This is a genomic window from Sunxiuqinia elliptica (assembly GCF_900113005.1).
Lineage (GTDB): Bacteria > Bacteroidota > Bacteroidia > Bacteroidales > Prolixibacteraceae > Sunxiuqinia > Sunxiuqinia elliptica.
Genome location: NZ_FONW01000006.1, coordinates 221990 through 240828, shown reverse-complemented (window position 1 = coordinate 240828; position 18839 = coordinate 221990). Strand labels below are relative to the sequence as shown.

The 18839-nt window shown below is 40.4% G+C and carries 13 protein-coding genes; 2 read left to right on the top strand and 11 right to left on the bottom strand.

What is annotated here, in order from left to right:
• A partial coding sequence (locus BM156_RS13080; RefSeq protein ID WP_093920334.1) for a tetratricopeptide repeat protein occupies positions 1-712 on the top strand: 712 nt, incomplete at its 5' end.
• A gap of 267 nt (positions 713-979) precedes the next feature.
• Here the strand turns inward: BM156_RS13080 and BM156_RS13075 are convergent.
• Entirely contained in the window at positions 980-3742 is a 2763-nt protein-coding gene (locus BM156_RS13075) for a CHAT domain-containing protein (protein WP_170846956.1), read from the bottom strand.
• 230 nt (positions 3743-3972) lie between these two features.
• On the opposite strand from BM156_RS13075, the gene BM156_RS13070 reads away from it, so the two are divergent.
• Complete coding sequence (locus BM156_RS13070; protein WP_093920332.1) at positions 3973-4104, top strand: bacteriocin; 132 nt, start codon at positions 3973-3975, stop codon at positions 4102-4104.
• A 185-nt stretch (positions 4105-4289) separates the two neighbouring features.
• Here BM156_RS13070 and BM156_RS13065 read toward each other — a convergent pair whose 3' ends face one another.
• The 10 genes from BM156_RS13065 to BM156_RS13020 all read right to left on the bottom strand — a co-directional run bounded on the left by BM156_RS13065 (position 4290) and on the right by BM156_RS13020 (position 18737).
• Positions 4290-5429: a THUMP domain-containing class I SAM-dependent RNA methyltransferase gene (locus BM156_RS13065; RefSeq protein ID WP_093920331.1), complete on the bottom strand. Its 1140-nt coding sequence runs from the start codon at positions 5427-5429 to the stop codon at positions 4290-4292.
• Positions 5430-5440: 11 nt separating this feature from the next.
• Entirely contained in the window at positions 5441-6370 is a 930-nt protein-coding gene (gene epsC, locus BM156_RS13060) for a serine O-acetyltransferase EpsC (RefSeq protein WP_093920330.1), read from the bottom strand.
• Complete coding sequence (gene cysK, locus BM156_RS13055) at positions 6360-7298, bottom strand: cysteine synthase A (RefSeq protein ID WP_093920329.1); 939 nt, start codon at positions 7296-7298, stop codon at positions 6360-6362. The genes epsC and cysK overlap by 11 nt, the downstream gene beginning before the upstream one ends.
• 188 nt (positions 7299-7486) lie before the next feature.
• Complete coding sequence (locus BM156_RS13050; RefSeq protein WP_093920328.1) at positions 7487-8014, bottom strand: AAA family ATPase; 528 nt, start codon at positions 8012-8014, stop codon at positions 7487-7489.
• Positions 8011-8607 carry a nicotinamide riboside transporter PnuC gene (gene pnuC / locus BM156_RS13045; protein ID WP_170846955.1) on the bottom strand — a complete coding sequence of 199 codons (597 nt, stop codon included), beginning with the start codon at positions 8605-8607 and terminating at the stop codon, positions 8011-8013. Before pnuC ends, BM156_RS13050 begins: the two co-directional genes overlap by 4 nt.
• A 4-nt stretch (positions 8608-8611) precedes the next feature.
• On the bottom strand, positions 8612-10225 hold the full coding sequence (locus BM156_RS13040; protein WP_212733512.1) for a S41 family peptidase: 1614 nt from the start codon (positions 10223-10225) through the stop codon (positions 8612-8614).
• 618 nt (positions 10226-10843) lie between these two features.
• Positions 10844-12373, bottom strand: a complete 1530-nt coding sequence (gene guaA / locus BM156_RS13035; protein ID WP_093920326.1) for a glutamine-hydrolyzing GMP synthase — start codon at positions 12371-12373, stop codon at positions 10844-10846.
• Between the two features lie 347 nt (positions 12374-12720).
• Positions 12721-14349, bottom strand: coding sequence for a sulfatase family protein (locus BM156_RS13030; RefSeq protein WP_244525744.1), 1629 nt, complete (start codon positions 14347-14349; stop codon positions 12721-12723).
• A 32-nt stretch (positions 14350-14381) separates the two neighbouring features.
• Positions 14382-15851, bottom strand: a complete 1470-nt coding sequence (locus BM156_RS13025; protein WP_093920325.1) for a sulfatase family protein — start codon at positions 15849-15851, stop codon at positions 14382-14384.
• A gap of 252 nt (positions 15852-16103) precedes the next feature.
• Positions 16104-18737 carry a beta-glucosidase gene (locus BM156_RS13020; RefSeq protein ID WP_093920324.1) on the bottom strand — a complete coding sequence of 878 codons (2634 nt, stop codon included), beginning with the start codon at positions 18735-18737 and terminating at the stop codon, positions 16104-16106.
• Positions 18738-18839 lie beyond the last annotated feature (102 nt).

The window sequence follows — 18839 nt, the reverse complement described above, 5'->3', positions numbered from 1 at the left end:
CCAGGAAGCCTTCGAAACAGAACTGGAAAGCAACCCGGACCTGGCGGCAGAACTGGATTTGTATGCCGATATTGACAAGGCTATACAGGAAACCGAAGTCATGGAGCTCAGAGCAAAGCTGGGCGACATCATACAGCAGGTGAACCGCGAAGAAAAGAAAAAGCGTTCTTTCGCTGCCAAACTAACAACATCAAGAGTTGCTATTGCCTCGGTGGCTGCATCATTGATTCTCCTATTAAGTATTTCCGGGCTCATATCCAGAAATACAACATCAAGTGATGCCGAACTATACAGCCAGTTTTATCAGCCCTATCAGACGACCGGTATTTTCAGGTCAGGCGATGCACTGATTGACAGCAAGCTAACCCAGGCTCTACACAAGTACAATGATCAGCAGTACGATGCATCCATCGACCTGTTCAGCCAGGTACTCAAGATAGATAAAAACAACCCGGTAAGTAACTTTTACTCAGCCATGGCCTATCAACAGACCGGAAAGCCGGAACTAGCAATTGAGGCCTACCAAAAAGTTATTCAGGATAAAGACAACCTCTTTATTGAGCAGGCACAATGGTACATCGGACTTTGCTACCTGCAAAACGAAAACAGAAAAAAGGCTTACCGACAGTTTAAAAGTATTGCAAACAGTAATGGATTTTACCAGGAAAAAGCATCAGCAATACTGCGAAAAATCAGATACCTGGAAGAATAATTAATTAGTAAGCAAATAAAGAATCCTATAAAAACAAGTTAGCAAAGTAGAAAAGAATGAATCGTTAATACTTTTAATCCTTAGTTCCTTATTCCTTAATTGTTCAATTATCCTTTAAAGTTCAAACGTTCATTACTTTCTGTGGTATTCTTAATTTAAGTTCCTAAGTTCCTTTTATCCTTATCCTGTTCAAAAAATTACTTTAAGAATACCTTTTTACGCAAATAGAGTGTCTTTTAAATAAATGGTTAGAAAAGCTCGGGGTGCTTAATCCCGGGCTTTTCGCTTGCGGTATAACTGATCAACAAACAGAAGTACGACAACACCGAAAATGATCAGAATAAAATAAATATCTTTCCCTTTGTAAAGAGGATCTGAATTTCCAACGACAACATAACCAAGCCAATAATGCGGATGGGCTTTCAGAGGATCAGCATTAGCAATATGAGCCAACTTGGCTGAACGTAGCGCCTCATGTTTACTTTTTCCCTTGGATAGAAATTTATAAAAGTCTTTCATGATATGCGCCCCAGATTCATCCTCTACTTCCCATAACGTCATTACAATAGACGGACATCCAGCATACAGGAACCCGCGCGCTAAGCTCATTACACCTTCTCCTTTTTGCAACTTTCCACTTCCCGTATTACAGGCACTTAAAACAGCCATACGTGCATTTAAATCCATCGAATAGATTTCATTGGTATTCAGCCAGCCGTCGTCCAGTTGAGCTCCATACGGCTTAGAAAAGGCCAATTTAGAGTACATTGGTAGCGTGTCATTGATGATTGTATGCATTGCCAAGTGCAAAATATCATAGTCTGATGCTAATTCTTTAAACCGAAACTCCTGCGCCAAAGAATCCTTAAAAACATCACCATTAACGTAACCGTGAATAAAATCCACTTCTTTATTGACAGCTGGAAGCGGCAACAACCCTCCGCGGTATTCTGCATTTGCAGTGTAGTCCCGATCGTCCCCTTCGTAACTAGGTGCAAAAGCCAATAAATCATGTTTGGCAACCTTCTCCTTGTTAAAATAATCGTAAAGCAATGTCGCAGAATAAGTATAACTAATAGAATAGTCCTTTACCAAATAGGGTAAAGTTCTAAAATTCATGGTTGTTGTATCAGGGGGCGCAGAAAGCAAGGCATCAAATGGAAGATAAGCGAGTTTATCATCTGGGATGACCACCAAATCTTTATCCTCCAAAACCTGTTTCTCGTCACTCAATAACACATTATACAGTTCGTGAGCGGCAAGTGCATATTTCCGATATTCTCCCTTGCCAGTAAAAAGATACTTCGAACTTGTAAGAAACTGATAAACAGACTCAATATTTCCTACAAAAGTAGAATCGACAACCTCTTTAGAGAAATGAAGCTCATCTGGAGTAATGACAAACTTAAAGACTTGTCCATTGGATTTTTGGGCAGTTGGCTCTTCTATTAAGTACTCGATAACAGCGGTCCGATCACTAATCCGCTCCTGAATCTGATCAACTCCGACGACCTTATTTTCATACTTAAAAGCGTAATAATTAGGAAAGGATTCTTCAAAAACTTTTACTAACTGTTCATATTGCTCACTCAGTTGGAATACTTTTGAATTGAATAGTTCAATCCGAGCAGAATCAGGATCTTCATTTTGATTCTCTTCAAAAAGCATCTCCTTATAATTCGATATATTAGTTTTGAGATAGTCTTCTCGTTTTAAGAGACTATCTGGTATACCTCCAAATTTCTTGGCTCTGGAATCTTTTACCGAAGCAAGAAAACTTGCGGACTTACTCTTCTCCGCAAAACTGAACCCTTTTTCCGCAAACTGAAATTCATTCGTCAAATCATACAGCTTGTAGCAAACCCCAACCGCTCTAATAAAAGTAGACTCCTGATTTTCAGATAGAAAAAACTGACTTTCTTCTGACACATACCCTGTTCTTATTTGATGAATAAGCTCTGTTGCACGCTCCGTTGTACTTAAAGCCAATTCGAAGCTTTCCTTTGCATTGCCCTTATCCTGACCCGATAAGTATAAATCAGCCAGTGCTTCTAAACAACCAGCTTTCTGATTAATTACTTCCAGCATCTGAATCTCAGAAATCTCCTCTCCTGGTTTTGGATTATCGTTAAAAGCAACCGATGAGAAGACGTCACTTCCTGCAATCAAAGCCTCTTGATAATAGCCTAAAGCCTTTTTCAAATCCGCCTTCCGCTTTTCATAAAAGTCAGTTAACTCACTCGCCTCAGAACTTCGCCCCAAATAATAATTGGCATAGTTGAGCATAATATCGCTATACTGCAAACTCTTTTTCGTAAAATACTTAACGATAATATCCTCTGCTAACTCCGTGTAACGATAGGCTTCATCGTAGTCTCCAATCTTTAAAAGAAGTTGAGAATAATTGATATACTCTAACCCCAAGTCATATGAATCAGCGCCATAAGCCTGTGTTAGAATCGACAACGACTCCTGATAATATTTTCTGGTTTCCGGATAATTACTCTGTTGAAAGTAAATTCTAGCTATAAGACTATATAAGAAAGACTTAATATTGTCATTACTATCTTCCAGTGCATCAAAAGCACTTAGGATAGCCTCTTCATAGTCACCTAACAAATATAAAGCTTCTGCAATATTGGAACGTGTTATACTAATTTGGGAATCATACTTATCAGGAGCTACTAAAAAGGCTCTTAATGCAGCTTGCTGATACTCGAAGCTTTTAACGTAATCACCTTTTAACTTATAGATATTCCCCAAGTTCCCATAAACAAAACTCAGACGAGGATTATCAATTCCAAAATTCTCCTTTACTATTCTCTCCGCCTCTAAGTATACACTTACAGCTTCATCATATTCTCCAAGATTCTTATATGCAATTCCAAGATTCACTGAAGATGAAAACAACTTCCGACTGTAACACCCAAAGATATTCTCTCCTAACTCAATCGCATTCTTATATTGCTCTACTGCACCTTCAAAATCACCTATTTTAAACTGAGAAATCCCCGTTCGATAGTAATGCACTACAGCTAGGCTATCATTATTTACGCTGCTTGCAAAGCAAAATACTTGAGAAAAAAGAAAAAAAAATCCTCCAAATAAAACCCTATACAACAAAGACTTAAACTTAGTCATTATTTTTTTTCTCATTTTTTTCACTCACTAGGGGTTACCTTTTTTCCTTAAGCAGAATAAAGAAGCGAACAAAGGATAATTAAGGAATTAAAAGTATTAACCATTAAAACTTAAAAGTAATGAAAACTTTATTTGCTAACAACGAAAACAACATTTTTGATTCATTCGAAATATTAACAAAAGAAGAATTAAACGAAGTAAAAGGTGGCCGCGGTCGTGATCTTGACTTGATCGTTGAAGACTTCGACTAATCATTATTTAAATTACCTTAAAAGATATTTTATTACTCATACGCTTGAAAAGACCTATAGAATAGGGATTTTAGAATCACTGTGTCTTTTTATCATTTTCAATCGTTCTTTGAGCAGCGTTCTTAAAATTAGATTTTCTGTAGGCAAAAAGTGAGTAAAAATAACTTACGATAATTTAAGCAATATTATTTATTAGTTTTTCTTGACCCTTTATATAGTTTATATTCTCTGAAGCTGCAAGCCAGCGAACCATTAAATAATGGGATTTTAAATTCAGGCTTTAAGCCAATTGATTTTAAACATTCGTTCGTACTAATTACCCAAACAGTGGTCTCAGGATAATGATGTTTTAAGCGCTCTCCTATCATCGAGTAAAATGCTTGATCTCCGGTTTTTATTCGCTCACCATAAGGAGGGTTAAACAAAAGGAAAGAAGAATCTGATCTCTTTTCTAATGTGCGAAAATCAGCGATATCTAGCTGAACAATATCCGAAACATTAGCCTTTTCGGCATTTTTATACGCTAAGTCGATATTCTCACGGGAGATGTCTGACCCATATATTCTAATATCAGGATTTTTATGTTCTTTCTGGTTTTTTACTTGAATAAACGCCTCTTTTTCAAAGCCCTTCCAATTTTGAAAACTATACTTACGTCCAAACTCTCCAGGTAAAATATTTTTTGCGATCATTGCTGCTTCAATAACAATGGTGCCCGAACCACACATCGGATCTGTTAATGAGTCACTACCACTCCATCCTGATAGCTTTATCATTCCCGCTGCCAAGACTTCACTAATCGGTGCTTCATGGACACCAGAACGATATCCTCGTTTATGCAGGGACTCACCGCTACTATCCAAAGAAATAGTACACTGATCATTTGCCACATGCAAATTAACCAGAATGTCAGGTCGATTAATATTCACTGAAGGCCGTCTAGACTCTACTCGTCGAAAACGATCAACAATTGCATCCTTCACTTTTAATGATGCAAACATTGAATTTCGAAATAAGTCGCTAAACACTTTGCTTTGGACCGCAAATGTCTGTCTTGAGTCAAAAAAATCTTCCCACCGAATCTTGCCTGCCTGGTGATATAAATCATCGACACGTTTTATCCGAAATGTTCTCAGCGGCATTAATATCTTCAAAGCTGTTCGCAAAGAATAGTTTGCTTTATACATCAACTCCAAAGAACCGGAGAAATAAACAGAACGACGAGCTTCCTCTACCTCATCAGCCCCAAGGTCAATAAGCTCTTCTGCCAAAACCTGCTCTAAACCAGCATAGGTTGTAGCAACAAATTGAAATTTTTTATACATGAATTAAATTTCTAAATCCCTGCTCCATCACTAAATGAAGCTTCACGGGCTTTAAACTGAACAATCTTAGAATCAGGAGCCACATCGTTGGTTACCCATACGTTACCTCCTATTATCGAATTTCGCCCAACTGTAATACGTCCAAGAATCGTTGCCTGGGCATAAATAATTACATTATCCTCCACAATTGGATGACGAGGCACACCTTTTATTGGATTTCCATCTTCATCCAAAGGAAAACTCTTCGCTCCTAAAGTAACTCCCTGGTAAAGCTTGACATTATTCCCAATGATACAAGTAGATCCGATTACCACACCCGTACCATGATCAATAGTAAACATTTCACCAATCTCTGCACGAGGATGAATATCAATACCTGTTTCTGAATGTGCCATTTCGGTTATAATACGTGGAATTAATGGGACATCCAACTTCAAAAGCTGATTCGCAATCCGGTAATTTGAAATAGCACGAATAGCTGGATAACAAAAAATGACTTCGCTTTGGCTCTTTGCTGCTGGATCTCCAACGAAGGCTGTTTCAACATCGCCAACCAATTTCCGTCTAATCTCTGGAAGATGTGAAATAAACTCACCTGCAATCCCCTGAGCATGAACTCGGCGTTCTTGCATATCGACCATTTCCGGATTTTCGCATGTAAAGCAAAGGCCCGCAAAAATCTGCTCCGAAAGCAATTCGAAAAGCTCGTCAACATACACGCCCATGTAGTGCTTAATCGTATTCGATCGCAAGCTTGTATCTCCAAAATAGCCCGGGAAAATGATCTCCCGAATCATGTTCACTATTTTGGCTAATTTTTGAGTTGAAGGAAGTGGTTCTCCCAAACGATGCTCATGACAAACCAAATCGTAACTATCTCGATCAGAAAGTTGTTCGACGGTTTTGTTTATTAGATCCAATATCTTTAAATCAGATTCCATTATTTTCTTGATTAAATAGTGTTGTACTTAAGTACCTTTCACCGGTATCACATATAATGACAACAATGTTCTTGCCTTTGTTCTCTCCTCTGCGAGCAATTTCGAGCGCTGCAAAAACATTAGCACCTGAAGAAATCCCACAAAATATACCTTCTTCTAAAGCTAGCTTCCGCGCTGTATCAAAGGCATCGTGATCAGCGACAGGGAAAACCTCATTGTAACAATCCGTATTTAATACTTCCGGAATGAAGCCAGGTCCTATTCCTTGAATTTTATGCGAACCGGCCGCTTTGCCAGATAAAATGGCTGATGTTTTGGGTTCTACAACAACACTCTGCAAGGCAGGCTTCCTTTCTTTCAATCTTTCAGAAACTCCGGTAATTGTGCCTCCAGTACCAGCTCCTGCCACAAAAATATCGACTTCACCCTCTGTATCTGCCCATATCTCCTCGGCTGTTGTCCTCCGATGCATCTCCGCGTTTGCTTCATTTGAAAACTGCATTGGAATAAACACATCTCCGATTTCGTGCGCTAAATGCTCTGCTGTTTCAATCGCCTCACGCATGCCACCTTTAGCAGCAGTAAGCACCAACTCCGCACCGTAAGCCTTCAATACCAAACGTCGTTCAACAGAAACACTCTCCGGCATTACTATTTTTAGTTTGTAACCCTTAACCGCACAAACCATGGCCAATCCAATTCCAGTATTCCCACTCGTCGGTTCAATAATTGTCGTATCCTTCCCAAGTTTTTTTTCTCTCTCGGCAGCTTCAATCATTGCTAAAGCCAGTCGATCTTTTACTGATCCTCCGGGATTTTGAGATTCCAGTTTCGCAAAAACACGCGCTCCACAACCGCTGGTCAACTTATGAAGTTCAACCATTGGAGTTCTTCCAATCAGTTCTGTAATGTTATTAGCTATCTTCATTTATTAGATATTAGACTATAAACATTAGATTTCCGGATGTTCTGACCTTCAAACAAGGTTGAACCTAAAGCCCAAAACCGGAATTCAAAGTTGTAAGTTTCAATTTTCAAGTTCCTGAAAATCTAACAATCTGTTATAACAAAAGTCCTCTTTTTATTACTGAAAAACAAGGAAAAAACTGATATAAATCAGGACTTCAAGCACGACTGAACCGCTCGAATAGCATTTCTAGTCCGCTCATTTCCTAAACCTCCAATTTCAACAAAACGTTGATTTCGAGCGATCAATTCTTCTTTATAAACCCCAAACAAATGCAGCCGCTCCTCTCCTCCATTTTCACGCAAAGGATCAGGTTCCCAAGGAATATCTGGCAAACACAACAAATACAAATCGATTGGCAATTCGTCAATTTGATCTTCCAGCCAGTCCGGTTCGCGTCGATACACCCACTGAAACCAAATCTTTGCAATAATCAACCAAGTATCAAAAAAAACAAATGAGGCATTACTGTTTCCAGCCTCATGATATTGCTCAATTTGCTTTTTGGTTATAGCTTCAACATCCTCGTAAGTATATTCTGCAGAATGGGATTCCAGATACTGCCTGGCATACTCTGGATAGAAAATCCCTTTGAAATGTTCAGCTAATTCGTGTGCCAAAGTACTTTTGGCTGTCGATTCAGGTCCTGTTATTGCAATTCGAAATGGTCTTTTCATCCTGCATTCTTTAAATCATTCTTCCAACTTCGATATCCCAAGGCTGCCATAACCGTATAAACCAAGAATAAAATAACGGTTGGCCACAAACCTTTGAATCCATATAAAAATGCGGAAAAGAAGTCGACAAAAATCCAGATAAGCCAATGTTCCAGGTATTTTCGGGCAAGCATCCATGTCGCAACAATGCTTAAAGCAGTGGTCAACGAATCGCCGAAAGGCACCGGAGAATCGGTATAATACTTTAATCCAAATAAAAACAAGAGGAAAAGCGTCAAGCTAACCCCCAACAAAGGCAAATACAACTTACGCGGAGTGCGGCTAACTTTCAGCTGTTGCTCTGCTTTCGGGTTTCCCTTAAGCCAGTGATACCAACCGTAAATGCTTACCACAACATAGTAGACCTGCAGTAGCATATCTGCATAGAACTTGGAAACCAAGAAAACGTAGACATACAGAGCCGAAGTAATCAATCCTACCGGCCAAGTAAAAATATGCTGACGAATGGATAAAAAAATGTAAACAAAACCAAGAATAGCTCCAATCAACTCAATGTAATTGACCGAAAGCCAAAAGATAATAGAATCTGTCATCAGCTTACTTTTCGACCAACAGGTTATTGTATTCTGAGGCATTATTAAGCACCTTCAATGCCTCTTTCACCTCATCGCTATCTTCGTTGATAATTTGATAGAACTTACTCACTTCAAACAAATCCCGAGCAATCAAAGCTTTTGCCTGTCGTTTTATCAATGATCTGGCAAACTCTTTATCACCCTCTTTATAGTCAATTTCTTCTTTCTCTGCCTCTTCAAACATCTTTTCGATCAACTTGTCATCAATCTCAAATGATTTCTGATACGTGTCAAAGTCGGTGTACTTCCGGGTAAACTTTTCCCGATTTCCATCCAAATAACTTAAAGTATTACTATAAACGATGTTTTTACGAACCATTTGGTTAAAATAAGCATAGTGAACCGACGTGTCCATCGGTACAAAAATATCAGGCATGATACCTCCCCCACCATAGACTGCTCGCTTATTATTTAAAGTTTCGTACATCAGGCTTTCGTCAAAATGAACACTGTCTTCAGTAAAAAACTCGCCACTTTCCAAACGTTTCAGGTAATCATGGCGATAGGCTTCTACGCCTTCGTCGTATGCTTTTTGAATACAACGTCCACTCGGCGTGTAATAATGTGCTGTTGTTAAACGAACCATTGACCCATCATTCAAGAAATAAGGTTGTTGTACCAAACCCTTTCCAAATGAACGTCGACCAATAACAACACCGCGATCCCAGTCCTGAATAGCGCCAGCAACAATTTCACTGGCAGATGCTGAACCTTCATTGATCAGAACCACCAACTTCCCTTGTTCAAACTCACCAAGAGCTGATGCTTTATACTCTTTTTTGCGGTTGTTTTCTCCTTCAGTATAAACAACCATTTTGAATGCTCCCAAAAATTGATCGGCCAATTCAATTGCTGCTTTTAGATACCCCCCACCATTGCCACGCAAATCAAGCACCAGATTCTTAAAACCAGTATCTTTCTTTAGACCTGTAATAGCTTCCGAAAATTCTTCTGTTGTTGTGGCCGAAAAACGATTCAGTTTAATGTAGCCGGTCTCGTTATTAATCATATATGATGCATCCAAACTATGAATTGGAATTTTGTCGCGGATGATTTTAAAGTCCAGCAGACCTTCAGCACGTTTACGTAAGACCTTCAGGTTTACAACCGTTCCTTTGTCTCCTCTTAACATTTTAAATACGTCGCTATTTTCAAGACCAACGCCAGCAACATTCTCGCCATCAACTTCAACGATGCGATCGCCTGCCTGCAAGCCAACTTTTTCTGAAGGTCCACCTGGGATGGTTGTCACCACAAGCAAAGTATCTTTCAAAATATTAAATGAAATACCAATTCCCTCAAAACTTCCCTGTAAGGGTTCATTCATTTTCTCAACTTCTTCTCTTGAAATATAAACCGAATGCGGGTCGAGCTCTGCAAGTACTTTAACAATTGCTTTTTCTGTTAAATCATCAATATTCGTTGTATCCACGTAGTTGCTTTTAATTAACTGCAGCAACCGCCCATACTTAAGCATATTGGTTTGCACATCCTGTGCCTGAACGCCGGAAAATGCCGTAGCAACAAACAAGAATAGCGTTAATCCGACGATACGTATTTTATTCAATCTTCCCATTTTTTCAATTTTTCTACTTTTAATAGATCATTAGATTTTCAGTTTTCTCGACTACCAGACAATTTCAGGACATTCATTCAGAAAAATTTAACAAAACGACTCATAGAATTAAAAAGAAACTAAAAATCAGGCGACTATAAAAATTCAACTTACTATTATACTTCTCAATAAACGCTTTAAAAACTAGATTCGATCCTTCATCCCTACTCCAAAACAATAATTCTTTCGGAAAAAGAATCTTCATAATGACATGAAAGAGGCTAAACTGAACCTATTTTTTTATTTGAACCGATAAAGATAAAAGAATATCGCGCGCAGAACAATGCCTCCACATTAATAAGTGTTAAAGAGCAAAAAGAGTTCATTGGGAACCAGAGGTTTTGCGTAACAAATGATCAAATCCCCCAAACGTTGTATGCAATTAGGATTATAAAAGAACTGGCATTTAATCTCATCGATTGCTCAATTTTCAGATATCAGACTAAAAGACATTTATAATACCTTAATTAAACTAAGCTTAGCAAGATACAATGAATTACAATACCCGAGCAATCAAGCAACAACAAAAAAGGCTGTCTCTAAACGGACAGCCTTTCATATTTATCGTTATTTCTTTGATTATTCCCACTCAATTGTTGCTGGCGGTTTTGAGCTGATATCATAAACAACGCGGTTAATACCACGCACTTTGTTAATGATTGAATTGGATACTTTTGCCAAAAACTCGTAAGGCAAATGCACCCAGTCAGCCGTCATTCCATCTGTTGACATAACAGCACGCAAGGCAACCACATTCTCATAAGTTCGCTCGTCGCCCATTACACCAACCGACTGTACTGGCAACAACATCACACCAGCCTGCCATACATCGTCATACAGGTTCCATTCGCGTAGCCCATTGATAAAAATAGCATCGGCTTCCTGCAGAATGCGAACTTTCTCTGGAGTAACATCGCTCAAAATACGAATTCCCAATCCTGGTCCCGGAAATGGGTGACGTCCCAGTAATTCCTGTTTAATATTAAGCGCTTTTCCAACCCGACGGACTTCATCCTTAAACAACAAGTTTAAAGGCTCAACCACTTTCAGGTTCATTTTTTCAGGTAGCCCACCCACATTGTGATGTGACTTGATTGTTGCAGATGGTCCATTAACAGACACCGACTCAATCACATCAGGGTAAATTGTTCCTTGAGCCAGCCACTTGACATCTTTAATTTTGTGAGCTTCTACGTCAAATACTTCAATGAAGTCGCGACCAATGATTTTACGCTTTTCTTCTGGCTCTGTGATTCCTTTAAGATCATCCCAAAACTTCTGTTTAGCATCAACCCCAATCACGTTCAATCCCATATCTTTGTACGAATCCAAAACAGACTCAAACTCGTTTTTACGCAACAAACCATTATCCACAAAGATACAAGTCAGGTTCTTGCCAATGGCCTGATGCAACAGAACGCCTGCCACGGTTGAATCGACACCTCCTGAAAGTCCAAGTACAACTTTATCGTCACCCAATTTTTCTTTCAGCTGAGCAACAGTTGTCTCAATGAAAGAATCAGGAGTCCAATCTTGCTGACAGCCACAAATGTCCACAGCAAAATTCTTCAGCAGTTGAGTTCCTTCAGTTGTATGATAAACCTCAGGGTGAAATTGAATGGCATAAGTGGTTTCGCCTTCAATTTTATAGGCAGCATTTTTCACATCAGCTGTTGATGCAATAATTTTATAGTTCTCAGGCAAACGTTCGATGGTATCACCATGCGACATCCAAACCTGCGTATTCAGGGTCATGTTTTTAAACAACTTGCTTTCCTGATCAATAAAACCAAGGTTTGCTCGTCCATACTCTCTGGAGTCAGAAGGAAGAACTTCGCCTCCAAAGTTGTGTGCCATGTATTGCGCACCATAGCAAACGCCCAACAAAGGCAATTTACCTTTGATGTTTGACAAATCTGGTTGTGGTGCATTCTCATCGCGGACAGAAAAAGGACTTCCACTTAAAATTACACCTTTCACGTTTTCATCAATTTCAGGAAAATGATTGTAAGGATGAATCTCACAATAGATATTGAGCTCGCGCACCCTCCGGCCAATTAACTGGGTGTACTGAGAGCCAAAATCAAGAATTAAAATTTTGTCTTGCATGAATCTGTTTTTTTGGATGGGGCAAAGATAAACAAATCCTGCAATGCTATTTTAATAAATAGCCATTAGATGATAGATTTTAGACAATGGAAATATAGCAGCAGATCGTTGGATTTTCAGGCTTCAGACAATTAGACATTTGTAATCTCTTAATTTAAAGCGTTTTATTAGACCAGGCCATAAAATCACAAAAAATTAATAATCAGACAACTACAAGCTCCTCCCCTCAAACTATTGATATAGCACAGATAAGCATCAATACAAAAATAAAGGGATGCCAAATCAGCATCCCTTTAATATTATCAATCGTTGCCATCATCTTCAATGACACCTTTTTGCCTTATTATCTATTGTTTAACAACATCCAGGTATTCTTTTAAAAACCGTTGATCATTCGCATCGCTATCACCGTATTTTTCACGAAGTTCTGTCAAACGCGTGTGCATCATTTTCTGAACATCAGCATAAGCCGGGTCATCATACACATTTTTCATTTCCTGAGGATCTTTCTCCAAGTCATACAATTCCCACTCGTCAATATCGTAATAAAAATGAATGAGTTTATACCGATCGGTCCTTACACCATAGTGGCGCTTCACCATATGAATCGACGGATATTCGTAATAGGTGTAATAAATGGCATCGCGCCATTCTGATGCTTCTTTACTCATCAATTTACGCATTGATACACCTTGCATGTCTGCAGGAATTTCAACACCAGCATAATCCAGAAAAGTTGGAGCAAAGTCAATATTTTGAACCAGTTCGTCAATTACAGTTCCTGGTTTAATTTCTTTCGGATATTTAATTAGCAAAGGCATCCGGAACGACTCTTCATACATAAAGCGCTTGTCAAACCAGCCATGTTCTCCCAAGTAAAATCCTTGATCGGAAGTATAAACGACAATGGTATTTTCATCCAAACCATTTTCTTTCAAAAAGTCCAACATCTGTCCCACACCATCATCAACTGCAGCAATACATCCCAGGTAATCCTGCATGTATCGTTGAAAGCGCCAATGCATCAAATCTTCTTGAGACATGTTAGGATAATTCTTTTTGAACTCATCAATAATCGGGTCGTAAACAGCATCCCAAGCTGCACGTTGCTTTTCATCCATTCGCCCCAGATTACTTTTGAAAGCCGCTTTATCCCATGTCAATGTTTGAGGAATACCAAGCTCGTCCATAACCTCGGGCCGAACTTTTGAGTCTCCAGACCAGTTTTGATCTTTCAAAATATTCATTTCCTGCTCATGAGCAGCCCGACCACGCCCTTCATAATCATCAAAAAGCGTTTCAGGTTCTTTAAAGGTCATTTTTGTGTACTCCTTATAATGCCGTTCAGCCGGAAGCCACTCACGGTGAGGAGCTTTCTGATGATACAACAAGCAGAATGGCTTATTGGGATCCCGTTCCTTCAGCCATTTCAACGACATTTCAGTCGTCAGATCGGTCACATAACCTGGAATGGTCTGCTTCTCTCCGTTGATAATAAATTCGGGATTGTAATAATGACCTTGCCCAGGCAATACTGCAGAAAAGTCAAATCCTTGAGGAAGTCCATCCAAATGAATTTTCCCAATCAACGCAGTTTGATAACCATTTTGCTGAAGCAATTTGGGGAAATTGTTCTGGTTCCAGTCGAATGGCTGCACATTATCCACCTTACCATTCTTAAAGCTATGCTTTCCCGTCAGCATTACCGCACGACTAGGGGCACAGATGGAGTTTGTAACAAACGCACGATTAAAAATGGCTCCTTCTTTAGCAATCCGATCAATATTAGGCGTTTTGTTTAAGCCCTCATGCCCGTAGGCACTAATTGCCTGAAAAGCATGATCATCACTCATGATGAAAACAATGTTCGGCTTCTTTGCTGCTTGTTCAGCTGCTGGCTGATTACATCCTACCAAGCCTAGACCTGCTACTGAAAGCAATCCCATGGAGGCTGCAATATTCCGATTTTTTGACATCTGGTTCTATTTAAAGTTTTACATCGATTTTTCTATTCACTCGCTCTCCCCGGCTCCCGCCGGTTAGCTCCTTCGTTTCCGGTTAACGAATCCCCCATATCCTCACGAGCTTTTTCTGCAAGAGCTTGCAACTCACTTATTTTTTCAGGGTAAAAAGCACTCACATCATATTGCTCACCGGGATCGCGACGAAGATCGTATAGTTCAAGTCCTGATGTTGCCGTGTGTGTTGGTCCTGGCAAACCATTCTGCCCAGGTTCATCTCCTACATAAGAGCGATGATCGTGTGGAAAAACAAGTTTCCAATTGTCTTTTCGAACCGCTTCAAGCTGATTATTTCCATAGTAATAATATAGCACACGACGAGGATCGGCATCCTGTTCTCCTTTCAATAAGGGCAGAATATTAACTCCGTCAATTTTTGCCTTAGGCATGGTGGCTCCTGTTATTTCAGCCAATGTTGGCAGCACATCAATTGTTGAAGATAATTTATTACAGATGGTTGATTCTGGAATTACGCCCGGCCACTTCATAATACAAGGAACACGCTGTCCTCCTTCGTAGCTGGTTCCTTTTCCTTCACGCAATCCACCGGCCGACCCAGCATGATCACCAAAACACAACCAAGGGCCATTGTCCGAAGTAAAAATCACCAAGGTGTTTTCGGCAACTCCGTACTCATCCAACGCGTTTAAAATCTCTCCAACCGACCAATCGATTTCCATCATGACATCACCATACAAGCCTTGCTCACTTTTTCCTTTAAACTTATCAGAAACAGCCAAGGGGACATGTGGCATCGAATGTGCAACATACAAAAAGAATGGATCATCATGCTTCCGCCGGATAAAATCAACGGCAGCTTCCGTATATACTGTTGTAATCTCGTTTTGATCTTCAATACTTTTTAATTCCCTGTATAACTCATTTCCTTTTATTAAAGGCAACTCCGGGTAAGTATTTTTTCGTTTATGCGATGGTGGAACATTTCGCGTATTATCGTAATACAAAGGCCACATGTCATTCGAATAGGGAATCCCCAAATATTCATCGAACCCTTGTTGCAACGGAAGAAATTGGCGCAAATGTCCCAAATGCCATTTCCCGACCATCCCTGTTGCATAGTTTTCACTTTTCAACACATCAGCAATTGTTTCTTCCTCAGGATTCAGCCCAATTTTAGCATGTGGATTTAAGGCTCCATTAATCCCAACCCGATTCGAGTAACACCCGGTTAAAAGCGAAGCCCGGGAAGCACTACAAACCGCCTGCGACACGTAGAAATTTGTAAAACGCATTCCCTCCGAGGCCAATCGATCAAGGTTGGGCGTTTGAAACAGGGTAGCCCCAAAGGTTCCTAAATCGCCATACCCCATATCATCAGTAAAAATCAGAACGATATTAGGCGATTGCTTTTGAGGAGTCGTTACGTTTTGTGCCAATCCCTTCATTCCTGGCACAAGCAATGAAGTTCCGGCAAGTAACTTTGTTAAATTATTCATTTCTTAGTTTTAGTAATAGTAAACGTACGAAGATAATGGTTTTCGAAAACTCCATAGCAAAACTCCCTACAAAGACTACGATTTTCCTCATTTAGCAATGCTTCTTTTGACTTTTACACGCCATTACGGTGGGGCTATAAAAACGAAAAATAAAAAGCTGAAAGTGCCCCCAAAACCATCTCCCCGTTCAAACAAAAAACCCGCAAGGTCTTGCCCAACGGGTTTTCTAAATCAAAAAAACTAAAAAATGAATTATTGAATTACTGTTGTCTTTCCTTTTAATTGAAAACGTCCCGAAACAGTTTCTGTTGTTCCCGCATCAGCTTGTCCGCTAAATCCGGGTTGTTTTCCACCTACTGAAACGGTAAACCATCCTGGTTCTACTACACGTTGATCTTTTTTGTTGATCAGCGACAACTGTCGTGGCTCCACGGTAAAGCTCACCGTTTTTGTTTCTCCCTTTTTTAGGTGAATACGTTCAAAACCTTCCAGCTGACGAATCGGTCGTGGCGTTGAAGCTTTCTCGTCAGTCAGGTACAATTGAACCACTTCATCGCCATCCCAGTCGCCGGTGTTGGTCACCTCAACAAAAATTTTCACCGGCTCGTTCATGCCTACTTTTGCTGGAACTTCCAAGTTGCTATAACTAAACGACGAATAACTCAAACCATACCCGAAAGGGAAAAGAGGCTGTCCTTTAAAATAACGGTAAGTGCGCCCTTCCATGTCGTAGTTTTCAAAAGAAGGAAGTTGCTCCACCGATTGGTAATAAGTCACAGGCAAACGTCCGGCCGGATTGTAATCGCCAAACAAAACATCGGCAACTGCATTTCCCCCTTGCTGTCCGGGGTAACCTGCCGTTAGAATAGCGGGGATATTTTGAGCAGCCCAGTTGACCGACAAAGCACTTCCATTGATCAATACCAAAACAACCGGCTTACCTGTAGCCATCACAGCTTTCATCAATTCAACCTGCGTTGTAGGTAGGTTCAGATGCGTCCGGTCACCTCCTTCAAAGCCATCAGTTTTCACTTTCATTTCTTCACCTTCCAAACGTTCGTTCAAGCCAAGCGCTAAAACCACCACATCCGACTTTTCAGCTATTGCTACTGCCTCTTTCACCATGTCTCCTTTGGGAGTTGTCCACATCAAGCGGGCTGTTGCATCACCATAGTAATTGCGGTATTCTGCAACGATTTCGTATTGCTCTCCGGCTTTCAAGTTCAACGAAACAGGATTAAGAGCAGCATGATGTTCATGATTTCCGCCAGTCACTTCGGTGCCGTTCACCGTAATTTTCATGTATGGCTTGCCCCAATCACTAAAATAATAAAGCCCATCTTTAGGAGCAGTTACATAGCCTGACCAACGAATACTGAATTGTCCGCTTTCCAAGCGAGGATCGGGAGTTCCGATGTCCCAGGCAAAATCGACACGATCATCGAGCTGCGTATATAAAGGCTGTCCTTCAAACTCACTGTTGGCAAAATATTCGCCAAGCAAGCCCTGTTCTCCATTTTTGGTTTGCAAATAAATAGAAGGAATTGACTCCATCGCTGGAACTCCTTCAGCCAAATCGGAACCTTGAGCGTACAACACTTTTGTTTGCGGCTCAAGCTTATTTCGAATCCCCTGCAAAACGGTAACCGGATGCGAAGGAACCCCATTGTAATTTCCCCAAAGCGATTGCACATCGTCCGCATTAGGACCAATAACTGCAATTGTATTCAGTTCTTTGGAAAGGGGAAGTAAATTTTCATTCTTCAATAACACGATGCTCGACCGGGCCGCTTCACGAGCCAACAAGTCGTGCGCTGGATTATCATTCACCTCAAAAGGAATTTGCGCATATTCTACCCGCTCAACGGGATCAAACATGCCCAGCTTGATCCGTGTTTTAAACAAGCGCTTTACGGCAATATCAATTGCTTCTTCCGTTACAAGGCCTTTTTCCAAAGCTTCATCCAGCGCTTTATAGCTTACGCCACAGTTCAAGTCACAGCCTTCGGTAACAGCCATCGCTGCAGCCGAAGCCGCATCGGGAACAATCTTATGAAATTGAAAGAAGTCGGAAATTGCCCAACAATCGGAAACGACATAGCCTTCAAAGCCCCATTCTTTCCGCAAAATATCGAACAATTGAGGGCTGGCACAAGCAGGTTCACCGCGAAACCGGTTGTAAGCACCCATCACCGAATAAACACCTCCATCAACAACTAAAGTGCGAAAAGCTGGTAAATAAGTCTCGCGCAAATCACGCTCACTGACTTCGGCATTAAATTCATGACGTATTGGTTCAGGCCCGGAGTGTACGGCATAGTGTTTGGCCGTGGCTACTACTTTCAGGTAATCGGAGTCGCCACCCTGCAGACCCAATACAAATTCCTTTCCCATTTGTCCGGTCAGGTATGGATCTTCACCATAAGTCTCATGGCCACGTCCCCATCGGGGATCACGAAAGATGTTGATGTTGGGCGACCAAAAAGTCAATCCCTGGTAAATTCCACGCTCTCCCTGGCGAACAAATTCATGATGTTTTGCCCGGGCTTCATCTGAAATAACCGATGCAACACGATTCATCAAAGGCTTGTCCCATGAAGCGGCAATAGAAATAGATTGCGGAAATACGGTTGCATAACCGGCACGGGCAACGCCATGCAAACACTCATTCCACCAATTATACTTAGGAATTCCCAAACGCTCAACAGCAGGGGCTTCATAAAGCAACTGACTTATTTTCTCTTCGACACTCAAGCGTGACACCAAGTCCTCTACCCGCTCGTCATCAGGCAAATCAGGATTTTGAAAAGGAAATTCAAATTGTGCAGACGCCTGAATTAACAGGCCAAAAATAAAGACAAAAAGTAATGTCGTTCGTTTCATCATTAGTTGGTTTTAACTGTTCTGTTCTGGTCTGTAAATATACGAGATTTTTTGAATAAGCTAAATACAAAACAGGAGTCTTTTGAATATTCAAAAGACTCCTGC